This is a genomic window from Aquipseudomonas ullengensis (genome assembly GCF_014174475.1).
Lineage (GTDB): Bacteria > Pseudomonadota > Gammaproteobacteria > Pseudomonadales > Pseudomonadaceae > Aquipseudomonas > Aquipseudomonas ullengensis.
Map to the genome: position 1 here is coordinate 712,796 of NZ_JACJUD010000001.1, position 18,187 is coordinate 730,982.

The window sequence follows — 18,187 nt, forward strand, 5'->3', positions numbered from 1 at the left end:
TTGGCAGAACTCGCGATTGAGCGAGCTAGAGCCAGACAAGGCAAAAATGGCCGAGGGAGCGGAGTTTACGAGCTGTAAATGAGCATCCCGAGGCCATTTTTAACGCAGGATGGCCGACGCGCAGCCAATCGCGCTCAGTTCCAGCCGACGCGATCCATCATCTTGATCGCTTCAGCCTGGCGCTTGCCGGCGACTTCCACCGGCAGGCTGTCGGCCTTGAAGCTGCCCCAGGCCGCCACTTCCGAGGACGGCTTGACCGCCGGGTTGGCCGGGAACTCCTGGTTGATCTCGGCGAACAGGCTCTGCGCTTCAGGCGTGGTCATCCACTCGACCAGCTTCTTCGCGGCTTCGGCATGCGGCGCATGCTGGGTCAGGCCGACGCCGGACAGGTTGACGTGCACGCCACGGTCATTCTGGTTGGGCCAGAACAGCTTGGCGCGCAGTTCCGGGTTGGCCTTGTGCAGGCGCCCGAAGTAGTAGGTGTTGACGATGCCGACGTCGCACTGGCCGGCATCCACGGCGAGGATCACCGCGTTGTCGTCGGCGAACACGTCGGTGGCCAGGTTGTTGACCCAGCCCTGGATGATCTGCTCGGCCTTGGCGGCACCGTGGGTCTCGATCAGGGTGGCGGTGAGCGACTGGTTGTAGACCTTCTTGCCGGTGCGCAGGCACAGGCGGCCTTCCCAGTTGCTGTCGGCCAACGCCTCGTAGGTGCTCAGCTCACTCGGCTGCACGCGGTCGGTGGAGTAGACGATGGTCCGCGCACGCAGCGACAGGCCGGTCCAGGCATGGCTGCTGGAGCGGTACTGCGGCGGGATGTTGGCGTCGATGGTCGGCGAGGTGAACGGCTGCAGGATGCCCATCTGCTCGGCCTGCCACAGGTTGCCGGCATCCACCGTGATCAGCAGGTCGGCCACGCCGTTGTCACCTTCGGCCTTGATGCGCTGCATCAGCGGCGCTTCCTTGTCGGTGATGAACTTGATCGGCACGCCGGTCTTGGCGGTGTAGGCGTCGAATACCGGCTTGATCAGCTCGTCGATGCGCGAGGAATACACCACCACTTCCTCGGCGGCTTGCGCGGATGTGGCGGCAGCGCTCAGGGCCAGGGCGGCGAACAGGCGTTTGCGAAGCGACATGGGCGAGACTCTCGTGACTGTGGAAAGGCACAAATGATAGTCAGTCTCAGCTGCGAGCTGTAGCGCTTTCTTTAACCGGGTGTTTCCCGCACACCGCGCGGGACCGCGGTAACCCGCGCCGAGCGCGGGTTACCGCCGACCTACAAACTGGCCAGCGGCGGCAGATCGCCGACCAGTCCGAGGGCCTGGCGGACGAACAGGGCCTTGGCTTCCGGCAGCTCGTCGACCCAGTTGAGGCCGCTGTTGCGCAGCCAGCGCAGCGGCAACGGATCGGCCTGGAACAACCGCTCGAAGCCCTCCATCGCGGCCATCATCGCCAGGTTGTGCGGCATGCGGCGGCGCTCGTAGCGGCTCAGCACGCGCACGTCATTGAGCTGCTCGCCACGCTCCAGCGCGTGCAACAGCACATCGGCCAGCACCGCCGCATCGAGGAAACCGAGGTTGACCCCCTGCCCTGCCAGCGGGTGAATGCTGTGCGCGGCGTCGCCGATCAGTGCCAGGCCGCTTTCCACGTAACGCTTGGCGTGGCGCTGGCGCAGCGGGATGCAAAGACGCGGATCAACCTGACTGACTTCGCCCAGGCGCCACTCGAAGGCCTTGCCCAGCTCATGGCGGAAGGCCTCCTCATCCAGCGCCATCAGGCGTTCGGCCTCGGCCGGTACGGTGGACCAGACGATCGAGCACCAGTGCTGATCATCTCCACGCTGCAGCGGCAGGAAGGCCAGCGGGCCGTCGTCGGTGAAACGCTGCCAGGCCGTGCGTTGGTGCGGACGGGCACAGCGCACGCTGGTGACGATGGCGTGGTGCAGGTAATCCCACTCGCGGGTGGCGCAACCAGCCAGGCGCCGCACCGCCGAGTTGGCGCCATCGGCAGCCACCACCAGCGGCGCGCGCAGTTCGCGGCCATCGGTGAGCTTGAGCAACCAGCCATCGCCGGAGCGGCGCAGCTGTTCAAGGCGCGCATTGGCCAGCAGGCCAAGCTGGCTGTCGTGCAAGCGATCGAGCAGAGCATCCTGCACCACGCGGTTCTCGACGATATGGCCGAGCGACTCGGCATGCACGCTGGCCGCGGAGAAGTGCACGCTGCCGGTGCCAGAGCCGTCCCACACCTGCATGTCGCGGTACGGCGAGGCGCGCCGTGCGGCGATGCCAGGCCACACGTCGAGGCGTTCTAGAACGCGCTGGCTGGCGGCGGACAGGGCGCTGACCCGCGGCTCGAACGGCGCCTGGGCATCGAACGGCTTGACGCTGAGCGGGCCGCCATCGACCACCAGCACGTTCAAGCCACTGTGTTCCAGGGCCAGGGCCAGGGCGCTGCCCACCATGCCGGCGCCAACGATGATCAGGTCCGCTTGCATCTTCTTTCCTTATGCAGCTTGCCGCGCGCGTGGTTTGAGACGGACATACAGCGTCTTGTGGGCGGTGGCCACCAGGGTGCCGGCCGCATCACGAATATCCACCTGCAGCTCGGGCAGGTATTTCTCGCCACCGGCGGTTTTGGCGCGAATATCGGCAAGCAGGGCGTCGTCGATACGGAACTCGGCGTACACCGGGCCCTTGCCCGGCGTGACGAAATCGATGCTGGCGGCCTTGTCCCAGACGATGTAGTCGTCGCCCAGCAGGGGCATCAACAGCAGCATGTAGAAGGGATCAACCATGCTGTACAGCGAACCGCCGAACTGGGTGCCGACGAAATTGCGGTTGTACCAGCGTAGGGCCATCTTCACCCGTGCCTGACGGCAATCCGGGCTGATCTGCTGCACGCGGATGCCGGCGCCGATATAGGGCGGGTAGAGATTCAGGCCCAAACGCAGCAGGCGGGCGCGGCGCGCCAGTTTACGGTCACTCATCGAACAGTCTCACAGGGTACGGGTGCCAAGGCCCATGGCCTGGCGGGCAAACCAGCGCTTGGCCGGCGGCAGCAAGTCGAGGCCGAGCAGGCCGAGGGTACGCCCGGCCACCAGCAGCGACTCACCCCGACCGAACAGGCGCGGCAGGCGATCGGAGAAGCCGACGGTCAACGCCTGGTCCTGCTGCTGGCGCGTCAAGTAACGCTGCAGGGTAGTCAGGTCACCGAGCGGCGCGGGGCTTTCCAGCAGGGTTTCGGCCAGCACCAGGGTGTCGCGCAGCGACAGGTTGTAGCCCTGCCCCGCTACCGGGTGCAGGCTGTGCGCGGCGTTGCCCAGCAATACCAGGTGCGGGCGAGCCTGCTCGGTGGCCTCGACCAGCGCCAGCGGATAGAGATGGCGGGCACCCACCTGGCGCAGCGCGCCCAGGCGATAGCCAAAGGCGGCCTGCAGTTCTGCCAGGAACGCGGCATCGGGCAACTGCTGCAAACGTTCGGCATCCACCGGCGGACGCGTCCAGACCAGCGCGCAGCGGTTGTCGGCCAGCGGCAGCAAGGCCATCGGCCCGTGTTCGGTGAAACGTTCGAAGGCCTGGCCGACATGAGGCTCGACCGGGCTGACGTTGGCGATCAGTGCGCTCTGCTCATAGGGCGTATGGCGCACGGCGATGCCCAGTTGCTCGCGCAGGCCAGAGCGCCCGCCATCGGCAAGCACGGCCAGGTCGCAGTCGATCTGGCTGTCGTCATTCAGGGTCAGGCGATAGCCGTCGCCCAGCGGTTGCAGGCGCGTGACTTCGGCCGGGCAGCGCCAGCTCACCACCTCCGGATCGAGGGCCTGCCACAGGCAGTGGCCGAGCCAGGCGTTCTCCACCACGTAGCCCAGCGCCGGCACACATTCATCCTCGGCGCTGAGGCGGGTGGCGCCGAGGCGGCCACGGTCGGAGACGTGGATCTGGCTGATGGCTTCGGCGCGCTGGCTGATCGCCGGCCAGATGCCCAGACGCTCGTAGAGCTGCCGGCTGCCGTAGGAGAGTGCCGTGGAACGGGCATCGTAGCTGGGCTGGAAACCTTCGCCAGGGGCGAACGGCTCGACCAGCAGGATGCGCCAGCCACGGGCCTTGGCACCGGCCTGCAGGGCCAGCGCCAGGCTGGCGCCCACCAGGCCGCCGCCAATGATGGCGAGCTGCACGCGACTCATCGACTCAGGCGGCCTGGCTGCGCGCGGCAGCCATCAGCGCCTCGATCTCGGCGACCGTCTTCGGCACGCCCGTGGTGAGAATCTCGCAACCGGTCTTGGTCACCACCACGTCGTCCTCGATGCGCACGCCGATGCCGCGCCATTTCTTGGCCACGTTCTGGTTGTCCACGGCGATATAGATGCCCGGCTCGACGGTCATCGCCATGCCCGGTTCGAGCACACGCCACTCACCGCCGACCTTGTATTCGCCAACATCGTGCACGTCCATGCCCAGCCAGTGGCCAGCGCGGTGCATGTAGAAGGGTTTGTAGGCTTCGCGGGCGATCAGCTCGTCGACCGCCCCTTCGAGCAGGCCCAGTTCGACCAGGCCGGCAGTGATGACCCGCACGGTGGCTTCATGGGCTTCGTTCCAATGCTTGCCCGGCGCGATGTGCTTGAACGCCTCTTCGTTGGCCTTGAGCACCAGCTCGTAGATGGCTTTCTGCTCGGGCGAGAACGTGCCGCTGACCGGGAAGGTACGGGTGATGTCGCTGGCGTAGCAGTCGATCTCGCAGCCGGCGTCGATCAGCACCAGGTCGCCATCCTTGAGCGGCGCGTCGTTCTCGCGGTAGTGCAGGATGCAGGCGTTGCGCCCGGCGGCGACGATTGAGCCGTAGGCCGGCATCTTCGCCCCGCCCTTGCGGAACTCGTAGTCCAACTCGGCTTCCAGGTGATACTCGGCGAGGCCGGCACGGCTGACCTGCATGGCGCGAATGTGGGCACGTGCGGAAATTTCCGCGGCCTCGCGCATCACCTTCACTTCATTGGCCGATTTGTACAGGCGCATGTCGTGCAGCACATGGTCGAGGGCGACGAATTCGTTGGGCGGGGTGGCGCCCTGGCGGGCCTTGGAGCGGATCACGTTGACCCACTCCATCAGCCGGTGGTCGAACTCCTGGTTGCGACCGATGCCGTAGTAGACGCGCTCGCGCCCTTCGATCAGGCCGGGGAGGATGTCGTCGATATCGCCAATCGGGAAGGCATCGTCAGCGCCGTAGGCACTGATCGCGCCGTCCTGGCCCGCGCGCAGGCCGTCCCACAGCTCACGCTCCGGGTCACGCTCGCGGCAGAACATCACGCACTCGCCATGGACGCGACCCGGGATCAGCACCAGCACCGCTTCCGGCTCGGGGAAGCCGCTGAGGTACTGGAAGTCACTGTCCTGGCGGTAGATATGCTCAACATCGCGGTTGCGGATGTACACCGGCGCCGCCGGCAGGATGGCGATGCTGTTGGGTTCCATCTGCTCCATCAGCGCCTTGCGCCGACGGGCGTATTCCGACTTGGGGATGCTGACCATGGCGATGATGACCTTAATGCAGGGAAGGTTTGGCGGCCGCGGCCGGAGCCTTGGCACACTCGGTGAACAGCAGCAGCGGCGCGACGCGCAGGTACTCCATCACTTCCATGTAATCGCTCTCGCCATCTTCGGACTCTTCCAGGGCGCTCTGCACCTGGGAGATCGCGGACAGGTCCTGCAGCACTTCCATCGCCTCGGCGCTGAGCGCGGTGCTGCCCAGGGTCATGCCGAAACCGTCGAGGAAGCCCTGGCACCATTGGCCCAGCGCCTTGGCCCGCTCGACCAGCGGCGCGTCGTCGCTGGGCAACAGCAGCACCACGGTGATGTCGGTACCGGTCAGTTCGGCCTTGACCATTTCCTGAAGGCCGATCAGCGCCTGGCGCACGGTGTCTGCCGGCTCATCACCGAGCAGTTCGACCGCATCGCCAATCCAGGCTTCGGGCTCGAAACCGGCACCAGCACAACTGCGACCGAGCAGCAGACCGTGCAGTTCGGCGGGGGAAATGGATTTGCCGGTGCTGGCCAGCAGGGCGGCAAAGGCGTCGTAAGGAGAGTTCGGAGTCGGCATGGGCAACTAGGCGCTAGTGCGCGCGATCACTAGAATAGAGGCCTCGTATCCTAGCACCGGCAGGCGCGGCAAGACCATCGAAGGCAGCGCGCGTGTTGGTCTAGAATCACCAGCCGGTTGCCTCATGCACCCAGCAATCCTTTATAGTTCCACCACTCATCGCCCAGGTAGGGAGCCCATGGAAGACGTCGAACTGCAAGCCCTTACACGCAAGCTGGACCTGCTGATCCAGCGTGTGGAGCAGTTGAAGTCGCAGAACCGTGACCTCCTGGCCAGTGAGAAGGCCTGGCGCGAGGAACGCGCCCATCTGATCGAGAAGAACGAAATGGCCCGGCACAAGGTCGAATCGATGATTTCGCGCCTGAAAGCCCTGGAGCAGGACTCATGACCCAAGCTAATACCGTAACCGTGCACATCCTCGACAAGGAATACTGCATCGCCTGCCCGACAGACGAGCGCGCCAACCTGGAAAGCGCCGCGCGCTACCTGGACGGCAAGATGCGTGAAGTACGCAGCAGCGGCAAAGTCATTGGTGGCGATCGCGTCGCCGTGATGGCCGCGCTGAACATCACCCACGACCTGCTGCACAAGCAGCAGCGCCTGGATCAGGAAGCCACCTCCACCCGCGAAACCGTGCGCGATCTGCTCGACCGGGTCGACCACGCCCTGGCCGCCGATCATCAGGACGGCCCGGGCAGCTGATTGCAGAGCGGCTGATTGGGGTATACTCGGGGCCAGCTCCCTGGTGTGTTTGCCAGTCGGTGATGTCCCTGAGCCGATACGCACAACCACGGGGGTTGCAAGTGGGGCCGGTGTGCATGTCCGCCTGACGGAAAGCCTGAACGCCTCCTGCAATCTCCACCTTGAACTTTCGGGTTCAAGGGCTAACCCGACAGCGGCACAACCGGGGAGTCATTATTTACATGCTTGAAGCCGGCACCCTCTCCCGCCCGGTTCTGCGCCGCCAGCTACGCCAGGCGCGCCGCAATCTCTCCCCTCTCCAGCAGAAACAAGCCGCCCGCGCGCTATACCGTCAACTGGTTCAGCATCCGCTGTTTCGCCGCGCCCGGCATATCGCCCTGTACCTGCCGACCGATGGCGAGATCGATCCACGCCCATTGCTACGCGCCGCCCAGCGCCACGGCAAGACCACCTACCTGCCGGTGCTCAGCACCTGGCCACGCACCCACATGGGCTTCCAGCGCATCGAGGCGCACGAACAACTGGCACGCAACCGCTTCCATATCGCCGAGCCACACGCCAACCCGGCGCGCCAACGCCGCGCCTGGACGCTCGACCTGATCCTGTTGCCGCTGGTGGGATTCGACGAAGAAGGGGGGCGCCTGGGCATGGGCGGCGGCTTCTACGATCGCAGCCTGGCCTACCGGCAGGTGCGCAAAAATTGGCACAAGCCGACGCTGCTGGGCCTGGCCCATGAATGTCAGAAGGTCGATAAGTTGGCGCTGGCCAGTTGGGATGTGCGACTGCAGGCCGTAGTGACGGATCGGCGCTGGTACGCCTGAGTGTTGCGCTGGCTGCACGGCAGCCCTGGGGAACTGAGCTGCCGCGATCCCTGCGGCGCTCGTGAGCGGTGGTTTACTGCTGCGACTGGCTGGCCGGTTGGCTGCCCTGACGATCCCACATGCTCTGGGTGTAACCGGTAGTAACCATCCCCAGACTGAACAGGATGACCAGTACCCATAGTAGATCTGGCTTGCGTTTCATGCGTTTGCCTCCCCCTTTCCAGGCACACTGCTTGATTGACCGGTGGTGGTTTTTATTATTGGTCGGTACAGCGGCGTCTAGCCTGAACCTTCTGCCGCCATCGGGCGGTGAAGAACTACACAGTTTTTGGCGCCAACCCATTGTCTATTGCGGGAACGAGATTCAATCCCAGCGCAAAGACCGGCAAACAGGAGCAAAGTTCATGCCTTTTTGGCTGATGAAGTCCGAGCCCGACGAAATGTCCATCCATCACCTGCAGCAACTGGGTCGCGCGCGCTGGGATGGCGTGCGTAATTACCAGGCGCGCAACTTCCTGCGCAGCATGCAGGTGGGCGAACAGTTCTTCTTCTATCACTCCAGCTGCCCCGAGCCGGGTATTGCCGGGATCGCCCGCATTGCCGGGCCGACCTACCCCGACCCCACGGCACTGGACCCGAACAGCCATTACTTCGACGCCAAGGCCAGCCACGAGAAGAACCCGTGGAGCGCGCTGGACGTCGAATTCGTCGAAGCCTTCCCCCGCGTATTGCCACTGGCGCGCCTGCGCGCAGAACCCGCACTGGCCGAATTGGCGCTGGTGCAGAAAGGCAGCCGGCTGTCGGTGATGCCGGTCAGTGATGCCGAATGGGCGGCCATTCTCGCCCTGCGTTGAGTCGCCTCGTGCACTGTGTTATCACGTGCTGAAGCCCCCGGAGTCCGCCCATGCGAGCACGCCCTGTCTGGCCAGCCCGCCTGGCGCTGACCCTCCTCCTGTTGGCACTGTGCCTGGCCAGTTTCATGCTCTGGCGCCAACTGGAAAGCAGCCAGCAGGAGCGCCTGCGCGAGCACGTCAACTTCCAGGCCCACGCCCTGGCGCGGCAACTGGAAAGCAACCTGCACGGCGAAGTCGACAGCCTGCAGCGCATCGCCCGCCTGTGGAACAGCCTCGGCCGCCTGCCCCAGCAGGCCTGGGAGAAGGAGGCGACGCTGGCCCTGGCCGATTTCCCGGCCTACCAGTCAATCCAGTGGGTTGGCGCCGACCTGCGCATGCGCTGGCTGCTGCCGCTGGAAGGCAACGAAGCTGCGGTCAACTTCCAGCTCAGCGCCGATCATCCCAACTACCCGCTGGCCATGCAGGCCCGCAACAGCGGCGAGCAGCGCTTCTCCAACAGCTTTCAACTGGTCCAGGGCGGTCGCGGCTTCGTCCTCTATACCCCGCTTTACCTGCGCAACAACCAGGGTGAGCGCCAGTTCGACGGCTTCCTGCAGGGCGTTTTCCGCGTCGAGCCGTTGATGAGCGAACTGCTGGCCAATCTCGACAAGGGCGACTTCAGCGTGCGCCTGCTGGAAAACGGCCAGCGCATCTACAGCCGCGAACAACCGGACAACCTGGCGCTGCTGACCCAACAGGTACCGATCGCGCTGCTCAACAATCGCAACTTCAGCCTGCAGCTGAGCCCCACACAGGCCCTGCTGCAACGCTTGAACACGCCGCTGCCGCAAGTTGTCCTCGGTGCCAGCCTGGCCATCAGCCTGCTGCTGGTGGCGGCACTCGCCCAGGCCTTGACCAGCGCCCAGCGCGCCCAGGCCCTGCAACTGGCCAACCAGCGCCTGCAGGTCGAAGCCAATCGCCGCGAACACACCGAGCAGGAGCTGCGCGACAGCCGCGAGCGCCTGCAACTGGTGCTCGACCTCACCGACTCCAGCCACGACAGCCTGTTCATCTTCGATACCCAGAGCCGCGAACTGCTGCACATGAACCAGGCCACCTACGCCAGCCTGGGTTACCACCCGGAGCAGTTCGCCCAGTTGCTACGGGACAATCCCGAGCAGCTCCTGCCGGGCTTCTATGCCTGGCTGGAACTGGTGCGCAGCGCCCAGCGCGACAACCAGTCGCGCATTTTCCAGCGCGAGATGCGCCGTCGCGATGGCAGCAGCCAGCCCGCCGAGATCAACACCCAACTGGTGCAACTGGGCGAGCGCGAGTACCTGATCGGCCTGTCCCGCGACAACAGCGAGCGCCTGCAACTGGAAGCCCGCCTGCAGCGCCTGTCGCAACTCGACGGCCTGACCGGCCTGTACAACCGGCGCTTCTTCGACCAGCAGCTACAGGGCGAATGGCGGCGCCTACGGCGCATCGGTGCGCCGCTGACCCTGCTGATGCTGGATATCGACCACTTCAAGGCCTACAACGATGCGCTCGGCCATCTGGCGGGCGACGATGCGCTGCGCAAGGTCGGCGCGACCCTGCAGGACTGCCTGCAACGTGAAGGGGATGTGGCCTGTCGCTATGGCGGCGAGGAATTCGCCATGATCCTCGCCAACACCGGCATCGAGGGCGGCGAGCACATGGCGGCGCGGGTGCATGAACTGATCGCCGCGCTGGATATTGCCCACCCCGCCAGCCCGCAGGGCCGACTGACCCTGAGCATCGGCCTGGCCATGGCCGAGCCGGTCAGCGAGGAACAGGCGGCCAGCCTGGTCGCCCACAGTGACCAGGCGCTGTACCTGGCCAAGCACGAGGGGCGCAACCGCACCTGCATCTGGAGTCCAGGCATGGCCCGTCAGCCGGCTCCGCCGCAGGATGGCGTTACTGGATGATCAGGTTGTTGAACAGCAGGTCTTCCACCAGCGGCTTGCCTTCCTCCTGGGTCAGCACGTCCTGCACCTGCTTGAGCGCCTCGACACGCAGCTTTTCCTTGGCGTTCTGGTCGCCCATGCTCGCTTCGGTCTGCTGGGAAAACAGCATCACCAGCTGATTGCGGATCAGCGGCTCGTGGTGCTCGACCTTCTCTTCAGCCTCGGTACCGGTCACGCGCAGGGCGATATCGGCCTTGTAGAACTTCAGCTTGGGCCCGGCCCCGAAGTTGCCGACCAGCGCCGGGGTCAGGCTGTAGTAGGCCACCTTGGGCACCGCGTTCTCGCCTTCCTTTTCCTCCTCTGCGCCACCGCTGGCCAGAGCGGTAAATGGCAACGACAGGGCCAACAGCAGAGCGATCCAGGTTTTCACGGCGGCAGTTCCTTATGGAGGTATGGCGCTAGCATAGCCATTGCCGGCGCCGCGCCCAAGCCCGACGCTTATGCCCGGTCATAATGACCGGCCATGCTCGTTGACCGGCCAGACCCGGCACCTACACTGCCAGGCCATCACCCTGCAGCGAGTACCTCGTCATGAAAGCCGTTCTGTGCAAAGCCTTTGGCCCGGCCGAGACCCTGGTTCTGGAAGAAGTCGCCAGCCCCGAAGCGAAGAAGAACGAAGTCCTGATCGAGGTGCATGCCGCCGGAGTCAACTTCCCCGACACCCTGATCATCGAAGGCAAGTACCAGTTCAAGCCGCCCTTCCCCTTCTCCCCGGGTGGCGAAGCGGCCGGCGTGGTCAAGGCGATTGGCGAGAAGATCAGCCACCTCAAGGTCGGTGACCGGGTGATGGCCCTGACCGGCTGGGGCAGCTTCGCCGAAGAAGTCGCAGTCCCCGGCTATAACGTGATGCCGGTCCCGGCGAGCATGGACTTCGCCAGCGCCGCCGCCTTCGGCATGACCTACGGTACCTCGATGCATGCCCTCAAGCAGCGCGCCAACCTTCAACCAGGCGAGACCCTGCTGGTGCTCGGCGCCTCCGGTGGCGTGGGCCTGGCTGCGGTGGAAATCGGCAAGGCCATGGGCGCCAAGGTGATCGCTGCGGCGAGCACGGCCGAGAAGCTGGAAGTGGCACGCAAGGCTGGCGCCGATCACCTGATCAACTACAGCGAGCAGAGCCTCAAGGAAGAAGTGAAAAAGCTCACCGGCGGTCAGGGCGTGGACGTGATCTACGACCCGGTTGGCGGCGAACTGTTCGAGGAGGCCTTCCGCTCCATCGCCTGGAACGGCCGCTTCCTGGTGGTCGGCTTCGCAGCGGGTGGCGGTATCCCGGCCCTGCCGGCCAACCTGCCGCTGCTCAAGGGCGCCGCGCTGATCGGTGTGTTCTGGGGCGCGTTCGCCCAACGCCAGCCGCAGGACAACGCCGCCAACTTCCAGCAGCTGTTCGCCTGGCATGCCGAAGGCAAGGTCAAGCCACTGGTGTCGCAGACCTTCCCGCTGAGCGACGCCGCCAGCGCGATCAATGCCCTGGGGCAACGCAAGGCTGTCGGCAAGGTCGTGGTCCAAGTCCGCTAAGTTTCGACGCCGCAAAAAAGCCGCCCTCGGGCGGCTTTTTTCATGTTTTTTTCATGTCGGCACGATCAGTCCCGTGGCGCGTAGGCAAACACGTCGGCGCGCATCTGGTGCGCATCCATGCCAGCCGCCACCAGCGCATCCAGGGTGCCGTAGACCATCGCCGGCGAGCCACTGGCGTAGACGTGCAGGCTCGTGAGATCGGCGAAATCCTCACACACCGCCTGATGCAGCAAGCCGCAACGCCCTTCCCAGCCACACAGCTCGCTGACCACCTGATGCAAGGTCAGATTGGGTGTGTGCTGCCACTGCTGCCAGTGCGGCAGGTCATAGAAGTCGCTCGGAACCCGCGCCCCCCAGTACAGGTGCACCGGGTGGGTAAAACCCTGGGCGCGGCAATGTTCGATCAGGCTGTGCATCTGCGCCATGCCGGTGCCGGCGGCGATCAGCACCAGTGGCCCGTCGGGCAGCTCGGCCAGGTGGGTGTCGCCGAACGGCATCTGCAGTCGCGCCAAGCCCGTGCGTTGCAGCTGCGCGATCAGGTTGCGCGCACTGTCTTCGCGAACCAGCACGTGCAACTCCAGCTCGCGCGAACCCGCTGGCGCCGAGGCCAGGGAGAACGCCGACCACTCGCCGTCATCACGCGCCACCAGTACGTATTGCCCGGCGTGATAGCGCGGCGGCTTGCCGGCCGGCGCACGCAGGCGCACGCGCCAGACATCGCCGCCGACATCAGCGCACTCAATCACCTGGCAGCCAAAGGTGCGCACCGGCAGCTCGCCGGGTGCCAACACGCCGTCCCAGTGCAGCACGCAGTCCTGCAGGGGCTCGGCGATACAGGTGAACAGCTCGCCCTGGGCCAGCTCGGTGCCGCCCTGCAGCACCCGCCCTTCCACCAGCAGCGCCGCGCAGATATGGCAATTGCCGTTGCGACAGCTCTGCGGGCAGTCGTAACCGAGCCGGCGGGCGGCATCGAGGATGCGCTCGCCGCTGTGCACATCGAGCACCGCGCCCGAGGGTTGCAGAGTGACTTTCATCAATCGATGCCTAGCTCTTTCCATAGCTCATCGACCCGCGCCGTCACGGCCGGATCCTTCTCGATCACCCGGCCCCATTCGCGGCTGGTTTCACCCGGCCACTTGTGGGTCGCGTCGAGGCCCATCTTCGAGCCAAGGCCGGAAACCGGCGAGGCGAAGTCGAGGTAGTCGATCGGCGTGTTGTCGATCAGCACCGTGTCGCGCTTGGGGTCCATGCGCGTGGTGATGGCCCAGATCACGTCGTTCCAGTCGCGCGCATTGATGTCGTCGTCGGTGACGATGACGAACTTGGTGTACATGAACTGGCGCAGGAAACTCCACACGCCGAGCATCACCCGCTTGGCGTGGCCGGGGTACTGCTTCTTCATGGTCACCACCGCCATGCGGTACGAGCAGCCTTCGGGCGGCAGGTAGAAGTCGGTGATCTCGGGGAACTGCTTCTGCAGGATCGGCACGAACACTTCGTTGAGCGCCACGCCGAGGATCGCCGGCTCATCCGGCGGCCGACCGGTGTAGGTGCTGTGGTAGATCGGCTTCTGCCGGCGGGTAATGCGCTCGACGGTGAACACCGGGAAGCGGTCGACCTCGTTGTAGTAGCCGGTGTGGTCACCATACGGGCCTTCATCGGCCATCTCGCCGGGATGGATCACCCCTTCGAGGACGATTTCGGCGCTGGCCGGTACCTGCAAGTCGCTGCCACGGGCCTTGACCAGCTCGGTCTTGTTGCCGCGCAGCAGGCCGGCGAAAGCGTATTCGGAGAGGCTGTCCGGCACCGGGGTGACCGCGCCGAGAATGGTCGCCGGGTCGGCACCGAGGGCCACGGCCACCGGGTAGGGCTGACCGGGAAACTTCTCGCACCAGTCGCGAAAATCCAGGGCGCCGCCGCGGTGGCTGAGCCAGCGCATGATCACTTTATTGCGACCGATCACCTGCTGGCGGTAGATGCCGAGGTTCTGCCGGTCCTTGTTCGGCCCCTTGGTGATGGTCAGGCCCCAGGTGATCAGCGGCGCCACGTCGCCCGGCCAGCAGGTCTGCACGGGCAGCTTGGTCAGGTCGACGTCGTCGCCTTCCTCGATCACTTCCTGGCACGGCGCGTCCTTCAGCACCTTGGGCGCCATGCTCAGGACCTTCTTGAAGATCGGCAGCTTGGACCAGGCGTCTTTCAGGCCTTTCGGCGGCTCGGGCTCCTTGAGGAACGCCAGCAGCTTACCGATCTCGCGCAGCTCGCTGACCTCTTCGGCGCCCATGCCCAGCGCCACGCGCTTGGGTGTGCCGAACAGGTTGCCGAGCACCGGCATGTCGAAGCCGGTGGGGTTTTCGAACAGCAGCGCCGGGCCACCCTTGCGCAGGGTGCGGTCACAGATTTCGGTCATCTCCAGTACGGGAGAGACGGGGGTCTGGATGCGCTTGAGTTCACCACGCTTTTCCAGGCCCTGAATAAAGTCGCGCAGGTCGCGATACTGCATGCGTGAGCCTCATGTGTGGGGCGTGCAGGTGGGGCGCAAAGTTTAGCGCCGATGTCGGTGATTCAGAAGACTGCAGAAACGCAAAGGCCGGGTTTCCCCGGCCTTCGTATAACGCTGCTCTTACTTGCGCTTCATCGACAAGAAGAATTCATCGTTGGTCTTGCTGTCTTTCAGCTTGTCGAGGAGGAACTCGATGGCGGCGATTTCGTCCATCGGGTGTAGCAGTTTGCGCAGGATCCACATGCGCGACAGCTCTTCCTCGCCCGTCAGCAACTCTTCGCGGCGGGTGCCGGATTTGTTGATGTTGATGGCCGGGAACACGCGCTTCTCGGAAACCCGGCGATCGAGGATCAGCTCCAGGTTGCCGGTACCCTTGAACTCTTCGTAGATCACTTCGTCCATCTTCGAGCCGGTTTCCACCAGCGCGGTGGCGATGATGGTCAGCGAACCGCCTTCTTCGATGTTACGCGCGGCGCCGAAGAAGCGTTTCGGCTTCTCCAGGGCGTGGGCGTCGACACCACCGGTGAGGACCTTGCCGGAGCTCGGGATCACGGTGTTGTAGGCACGCGCCAAACGGGTGATGGAGTCGAGCAGGATGACCACGTCCTTCTTGTGCTCGACCAGCCGCTTGGCCTTCTCGATCACCATCTCGGCAACCTGCACGTGGCGGGTCGGCGGTTCGTCGAAGGTGGAAGCAACCACTTCGCCGCGCACGGTGCGCTGCATCTCGGTCACTTCTTCCGGGCGCTCGTCGATCAGCAGAACGATCAGGTGGCACTCGGGGTTGTTACGGGTGATGTTGGCCGCGATGTTCTGCAGCATGATCGTCTTGCCCGCTTTCGGCTGGGCGACGATCAGGCCGCGCTGGCCCTTGCCGATCGGTGCACAGAGATCGATCACACGCGCCGTGAGGTCTTCCTTGGAGCCGTTGCCGGCTTCCATTTTCAGACGCTCGTTGGGGAACAGCGGCGTGAGGTTCTCGAACAGGATCTTGTTCTTGGCGTTTTCCGGGCGATCGAAGTTGATCGAGTCAACCTTGAGCAGGGCGAAGTAACGCTCGCCCTCTTTCGGCGGACGGATCTTGCCGATGATGGTGTCGCCGGTACGCAGGTTGAAGCGGCGGATCTGGCTTGGCGAGACGTAAATGTCGTCCGGGCCGGCCAGGTACGAGGAGTCCGCACCGCGCAGGAAGCCGAAGCCGTCCTGGAGGATCTCCAGCACGCCGTCGCCGGAGATTTCTTCACCACTTTTCGCGTGTTTCTTCAGCAGGGCAAAGATCACATCCTGCTTGCGCGAACGGGCCATGTTTTCCAGGCCCATTTGTTCGGCCAGGTCGAGGAGATCGGCAATCGGCTTTTGCTTGAGTTCGGTCAGATTCATAGGAATGACGTTATAGATATGAGGGAGGGACAAAGCATTCAGCTTTGGAAACCGCGCCGCGGAGAAGGCGACTGGATCGCTCGATATTATCGGCTAGGGAAGCGTCGGCGACGGTTTGGAGGGCTGCGAAGGAATCGCAGCAGGGCCGAATGTAACACCGGCCCAACGGGGAGTCTAGCCCGCGCCCATGAAAAAGCCCCGCGAGATGCGGGGCCTTTGCGACGCGCTGAAGTCCAATCCGGCAACAGCCGGAAGGGCTATCAGATGTTGGCGTCGAGGAACGCTGCCAGCTGCGATTTCGACAGGGCGCCGACTTTGGTCGCTTCGACGTTGCCGTTCTTGAACAGCATCAGGGTCGGGATACCGCGCACGCCGTACTTCGGCGGGGTTTCCTGGTTTTCGTCGATGTTCAGTTTGCAGACCTTCAGTTTGCCCTGGTAGGTCTGGGCCACTTCGTCGAGCACCGGTGCGATCATTTTGCACGGACCGCACCATTCGGCCCAATAGTCGACCAGGACAGGACCTTCGGCCTTGATTACATCGTCTTCGAAACTGGCGTCGCTGACGTTGGTAATGAACTCGCTCATGGATAATCTCCGAGGTCGGAAGCGAAAAGTGGCGGCCATGATAGCCCGGCTTGGGCGCTGCCGAAAGTCACAGGCCATTGTCCTTGGCTATCGACACCCTTGGGAAAAGCTGATGAAAGAATACGGCAGGAATGCCCCGCAGGGTTAACATGAGCAGCATTGGAGCCCCTGCCCTAACCTGGCAGGATGCCTGCCTATCGCCTCGAGACCCCTGACGATGCCACAAGCCGCCAAGCAGTTTCCCCTGATCGCCGCCATTGACCTCGGCTCCAACAGCTTCCACATAGTGCTGGCCAAGGCCGAGCATGGCGAAATCCGCATTCTCGAGCGGCTGGGAGAAAAGGTGCAGTTGGCGGCCGGGATCGACGAGCAGCGCCTGCTCAGCGAAGAAGCCATCCAGCGCGGCCTCGATTGCCTGAGCCGTTTCGGCCAGTTAATCCAGGGCCTGCCCCAGGGCGCAGTGCGTATCGTCGGCACCAACGCCCTGCGCGAAGCGCGCAACCGCAGCGAATTCATCCGCCGCGCCGAGGCGCTGCTCGGCCACCCGGTGGAAGTCATCTCCGGGCGCGAGGAAGCGCGTCTGATCTACCTCGGCGTGTCACACAGCATCGCCGACACCCCGGGCAAGCGCCTGGTGGTCGACATCGGTGGCGGCAGTACCGAATTCATCGTGGGCCAACGCTTCGAGCCGCTGCTCCGCGAGAGCCTGCAGATGGGCTGCGTAAGCTTCACCCAGCGCTACTTCAAGGACGGCAAGATCACCCCCGCGCGCTACGCCCAGGCTTACACCGCCGCGCGCCTGGAGCTGATGGCCATCGAACAGGGCCTCCAGCGCCTCGGCTGGCAGGAAGCAGTGGGCGCCTCAGGGACTATTCGAGCGGTGGGCCTGGCGATCAAGGCCGGCGGCCTGGGCAACGGCGAGATCAATGTCGAGGGCCTGGCCTGGCTCAAGCGCAAGGTGTTCAAGCTGGGCGAAGCCGACAAGCTCGACCTCGACGGGATCAAGCCGGACCGCCGGCAGATTTTCCCCGCCGGACTGGCCATCGCCGAGGCGGTGTTCGATGCCCTCGACCTGCAGCGCATGGACCACTCCGAAGGTGCCCTGCGTGAAGGCGTGCTGTATGACCTGCTCGGCCGCCACCACCATGAAGACGTGCGCGAACGCACCCTGGGCGCGCTGATGGAGCGCTACCACGTCGACGTGCAGCAGGCCGCGCGGGTCGAAGCCAAGGCACTGCAGGCGCTGGAGAAAGTCGGCGAGACCTGGAAGCTGGACGACGACTGGCACCGCGACCTGCTGCAATGGGGCGCACGAGTGCACGAGATCGGCCTGGACATCGCCCACTACCACTACCACAAGCACGGCGCCTACCTGATAGAGCACTCCGACCTGGCCGGCTTCTCGCGCAAGGACCAGTTGATGCTGGCGCTGCTGGTGCGCGGTCACCGCCGCAACATTCCACGCGACAAGTTCGCCGAGTTCGGCGACGAGGGCGTCAAGCTGCAGCGCCTGTGCGTGCTGCTGCGCTTCGCCATCCTGTTCCACCACATCCGCGGTGCCCAGGAAATGCCCAAGGTGCAGATGCAGGCCGGCCCACAGAGCCTCGACCTGACCTTCCCCGCCGGCTGGCTGGAAGCCAACCCGCTGACCCAGGCCGACTTCGATCAGGAAGCCGAGTGGCTGACGCGGATCGGCTTCAGCCTGACCATGCGTTAAGCGTTGGCCCCAGCATGAAAAAAGCCCCGCAATGCGGGGCTTTTTTGTGGCCTGCCGGAA

General features: G+C 64.7%; 19 protein-coding genes and 1 other RNA gene. 8 read left to right on the forward strand and 12 right to left on the reverse strand.

Going from position 1 to position 18,187, the window contains the following annotated elements; all coding sequences use genetic code 11:
* Positions 1-134: 134 nt before the first annotated feature.
* The 6 genes from H3H51_RS03105 to H3H51_RS03130 all read right to left on the reverse strand — a co-directional run bounded on the left by H3H51_RS03105 (position 135) and on the right by H3H51_RS03130 (position 6,087).
* The gene (locus tag H3H51_RS03105) at positions 135-1,136 is read right to left on the reverse strand and encodes an extracellular solute-binding protein (protein ID WP_183087551.1); all 1,002 of its coding nucleotides are present in this window, start codon (positions 1,134-1,136) and stop codon (positions 135-137) included.
* 140 nt (positions 1,137-1,276) lie between these two features.
* The gene (locus tag H3H51_RS03110) at positions 1,277-2,494 is read right to left on the reverse strand and encodes a 2-octaprenyl-3-methyl-6-methoxy-1,4-benzoquinol hydroxylase (RefSeq protein WP_183087552.1); all 1,218 of its coding nucleotides are present in this window, start codon (positions 2,492-2,494) and stop codon (positions 1,277-1,279) included.
* A gap of 9 nt (positions 2,495-2,503) precedes the next feature.
* Positions 2,504-2,986 (reverse strand): DUF4442 domain-containing protein, encoded by a 483-nt coding sequence (locus tag H3H51_RS03115; RefSeq protein ID WP_183087553.1) that lies wholly within the window; start codon positions 2,984-2,986, stop codon positions 2,504-2,506.
* Between the two features lie 9 nt (positions 2,987-2,995).
* Positions 2,996-4,180, reverse strand: a complete 1,185-nt coding sequence (gene ubiH / locus H3H51_RS03120) for a 2-octaprenyl-6-methoxyphenyl hydroxylase (protein WP_183087554.1) — start codon at positions 4,178-4,180, stop codon at positions 2,996-2,998.
* A gap of 4 nt (positions 4,181-4,184) precedes the next feature.
* Positions 4,185-5,519 (reverse strand): Xaa-Pro aminopeptidase, encoded by a 1,335-nt coding sequence (pepP, locus tag H3H51_RS03125; protein WP_183087555.1) that lies wholly within the window; start codon positions 5,517-5,519, stop codon positions 4,185-4,187.
* Between the two features lie 13 nt (positions 5,520-5,532).
* Positions 5,533-6,087 carry a YecA/YgfB family protein gene (locus H3H51_RS03130; RefSeq protein ID WP_183087556.1) on the reverse strand — a complete coding sequence of 185 codons (555 nt, stop codon included), beginning with the start codon at positions 6,085-6,087 and terminating at the stop codon, positions 5,533-5,535.
* 178 nt (positions 6,088-6,265) lie between these two features.
* On the opposite strand from H3H51_RS03130, the gene H3H51_RS03135 reads away from it, so the two are divergent.
* From H3H51_RS03135 to H3H51_RS03150, 4 genes are all read left to right on the forward strand, one after another.
* Positions 6,266-6,475 carry a TIGR02449 family protein gene (locus tag H3H51_RS03135; protein WP_183087557.1) on the forward strand — a complete coding sequence of 70 codons (210 nt, stop codon included), beginning with the start codon at positions 6,266-6,268 and terminating at the stop codon, positions 6,473-6,475.
* The gene (locus tag H3H51_RS03140) at positions 6,472-6,789 is read left to right on the forward strand and encodes a cell division protein ZapA (protein ID WP_183087558.1); all 318 of its coding nucleotides are present in this window, start codon (positions 6,472-6,474) and stop codon (positions 6,787-6,789) included. Before H3H51_RS03135 ends, H3H51_RS03140 begins: the two co-directional genes overlap by 4 nt.
* A gap of 34 nt (positions 6,790-6,823) precedes the next feature.
* Positions 6,824-7,002, forward strand: a non-coding RNA gene (ssrS, locus tag H3H51_RS03145) — 6S RNA.
* 8 nt (positions 7,003-7,010) lie between these two features.
* Complete coding sequence (locus H3H51_RS03150) at positions 7,011-7,610, forward strand: 5-formyltetrahydrofolate cyclo-ligase (RefSeq protein ID WP_183087559.1); 600 nt, start codon at positions 7,011-7,013, stop codon at positions 7,608-7,610.
* A 73-nt stretch (positions 7,611-7,683) separates the two neighbouring features.
* On the opposite strand, the gene H3H51_RS21250 is transcribed toward H3H51_RS03150, so the two are convergent.
* A complete protein-coding gene (locus tag H3H51_RS21250) occupies positions 7,684-7,812 on the reverse strand; it encodes a hypothetical protein (RefSeq protein WP_268945805.1) in 129 nt (42 codons plus the stop codon).
* Between the two features lie 202 nt (positions 7,813-8,014).
* Between H3H51_RS21250 and H3H51_RS03155 the strand changes: the two genes are divergently transcribed.
* Complete coding sequence (locus H3H51_RS03155) at positions 8,015-8,464, forward strand: EVE domain-containing protein (protein ID WP_183087560.1); 450 nt, start codon at positions 8,015-8,017, stop codon at positions 8,462-8,464.
* 50 nt (positions 8,465-8,514) lie between these two features.
* Positions 8,515-10,392, forward strand: a complete 1,878-nt coding sequence (locus tag H3H51_RS03160) for a sensor domain-containing diguanylate cyclase (RefSeq protein WP_183087561.1) — start codon at positions 8,515-8,517, stop codon at positions 10,390-10,392.
* On the opposite strand, the gene H3H51_RS03165 is transcribed toward H3H51_RS03160, so the two are convergent.
* Positions 10,382-10,801, reverse strand: coding sequence for a flagellar basal body-associated protein FliL (locus tag H3H51_RS03165; RefSeq protein WP_183087562.1), 420 nt, complete (start codon positions 10,799-10,801; stop codon positions 10,382-10,384). The two genes, H3H51_RS03160 and H3H51_RS03165, sit on opposite strands and share 11 nt — an antisense overlap.
* A 161-nt stretch (positions 10,802-10,962) precedes the next feature.
* Between H3H51_RS03165 and H3H51_RS03170 the strand changes: the two genes are divergently transcribed.
* On the forward strand, positions 10,963-11,943 hold the full coding sequence (locus H3H51_RS03170; protein ID WP_183087563.1) for an NADPH:quinone oxidoreductase family protein: 981 nt from the start codon (positions 10,963-10,965) through the stop codon (positions 11,941-11,943).
* A gap of 65 nt (positions 11,944-12,008) precedes the next feature.
* On the opposite strand, the gene H3H51_RS03175 is transcribed toward H3H51_RS03170, so the two are convergent.
* The 4 genes from H3H51_RS03175 to trxA form a co-directional block, all read right to left on the reverse strand.
* Complete coding sequence (locus H3H51_RS03175; RefSeq protein WP_183087564.1) at positions 12,009-12,977, reverse strand: CDP-6-deoxy-delta-3,4-glucoseen reductase; 969 nt, start codon at positions 12,975-12,977, stop codon at positions 12,009-12,011.
* Complete coding sequence (ubiD, locus tag H3H51_RS03180) at positions 12,977-14,443, reverse strand: 4-hydroxy-3-polyprenylbenzoate decarboxylase (RefSeq protein WP_183087565.1); 1,467 nt, start codon at positions 14,441-14,443, stop codon at positions 12,977-12,979. Before ubiD ends, H3H51_RS03175 begins: the two co-directional genes overlap by 1 nt.
* Positions 14,444-14,563: 120 nt before the next feature.
* A complete protein-coding gene (rho, locus tag H3H51_RS03185) occupies positions 14,564-15,823 on the reverse strand; it encodes a transcription termination factor Rho (protein ID WP_183087566.1) in 1,260 nt (419 codons plus the stop codon).
* Positions 15,824-16,083: 260 nt separating this feature from the next.
* Positions 16,084-16,410, reverse strand: a complete 327-nt coding sequence (gene trxA, locus H3H51_RS03190) for a thioredoxin TrxA (protein WP_183087567.1) — start codon at positions 16,408-16,410, stop codon at positions 16,084-16,086.
* Positions 16,411-16,627: 217 nt separating this feature from the next.
* Between trxA and ppx the strand changes: the two genes are divergently transcribed.
* Positions 16,628-18,127: an exopolyphosphatase gene (gene ppx, locus H3H51_RS03195; protein WP_183087568.1), complete on the forward strand. Its 1,500-nt coding sequence runs from the start codon at positions 16,628-16,630 to the stop codon at positions 18,125-18,127.
* Positions 18,128-18,187 lie beyond the last annotated feature (60 nt).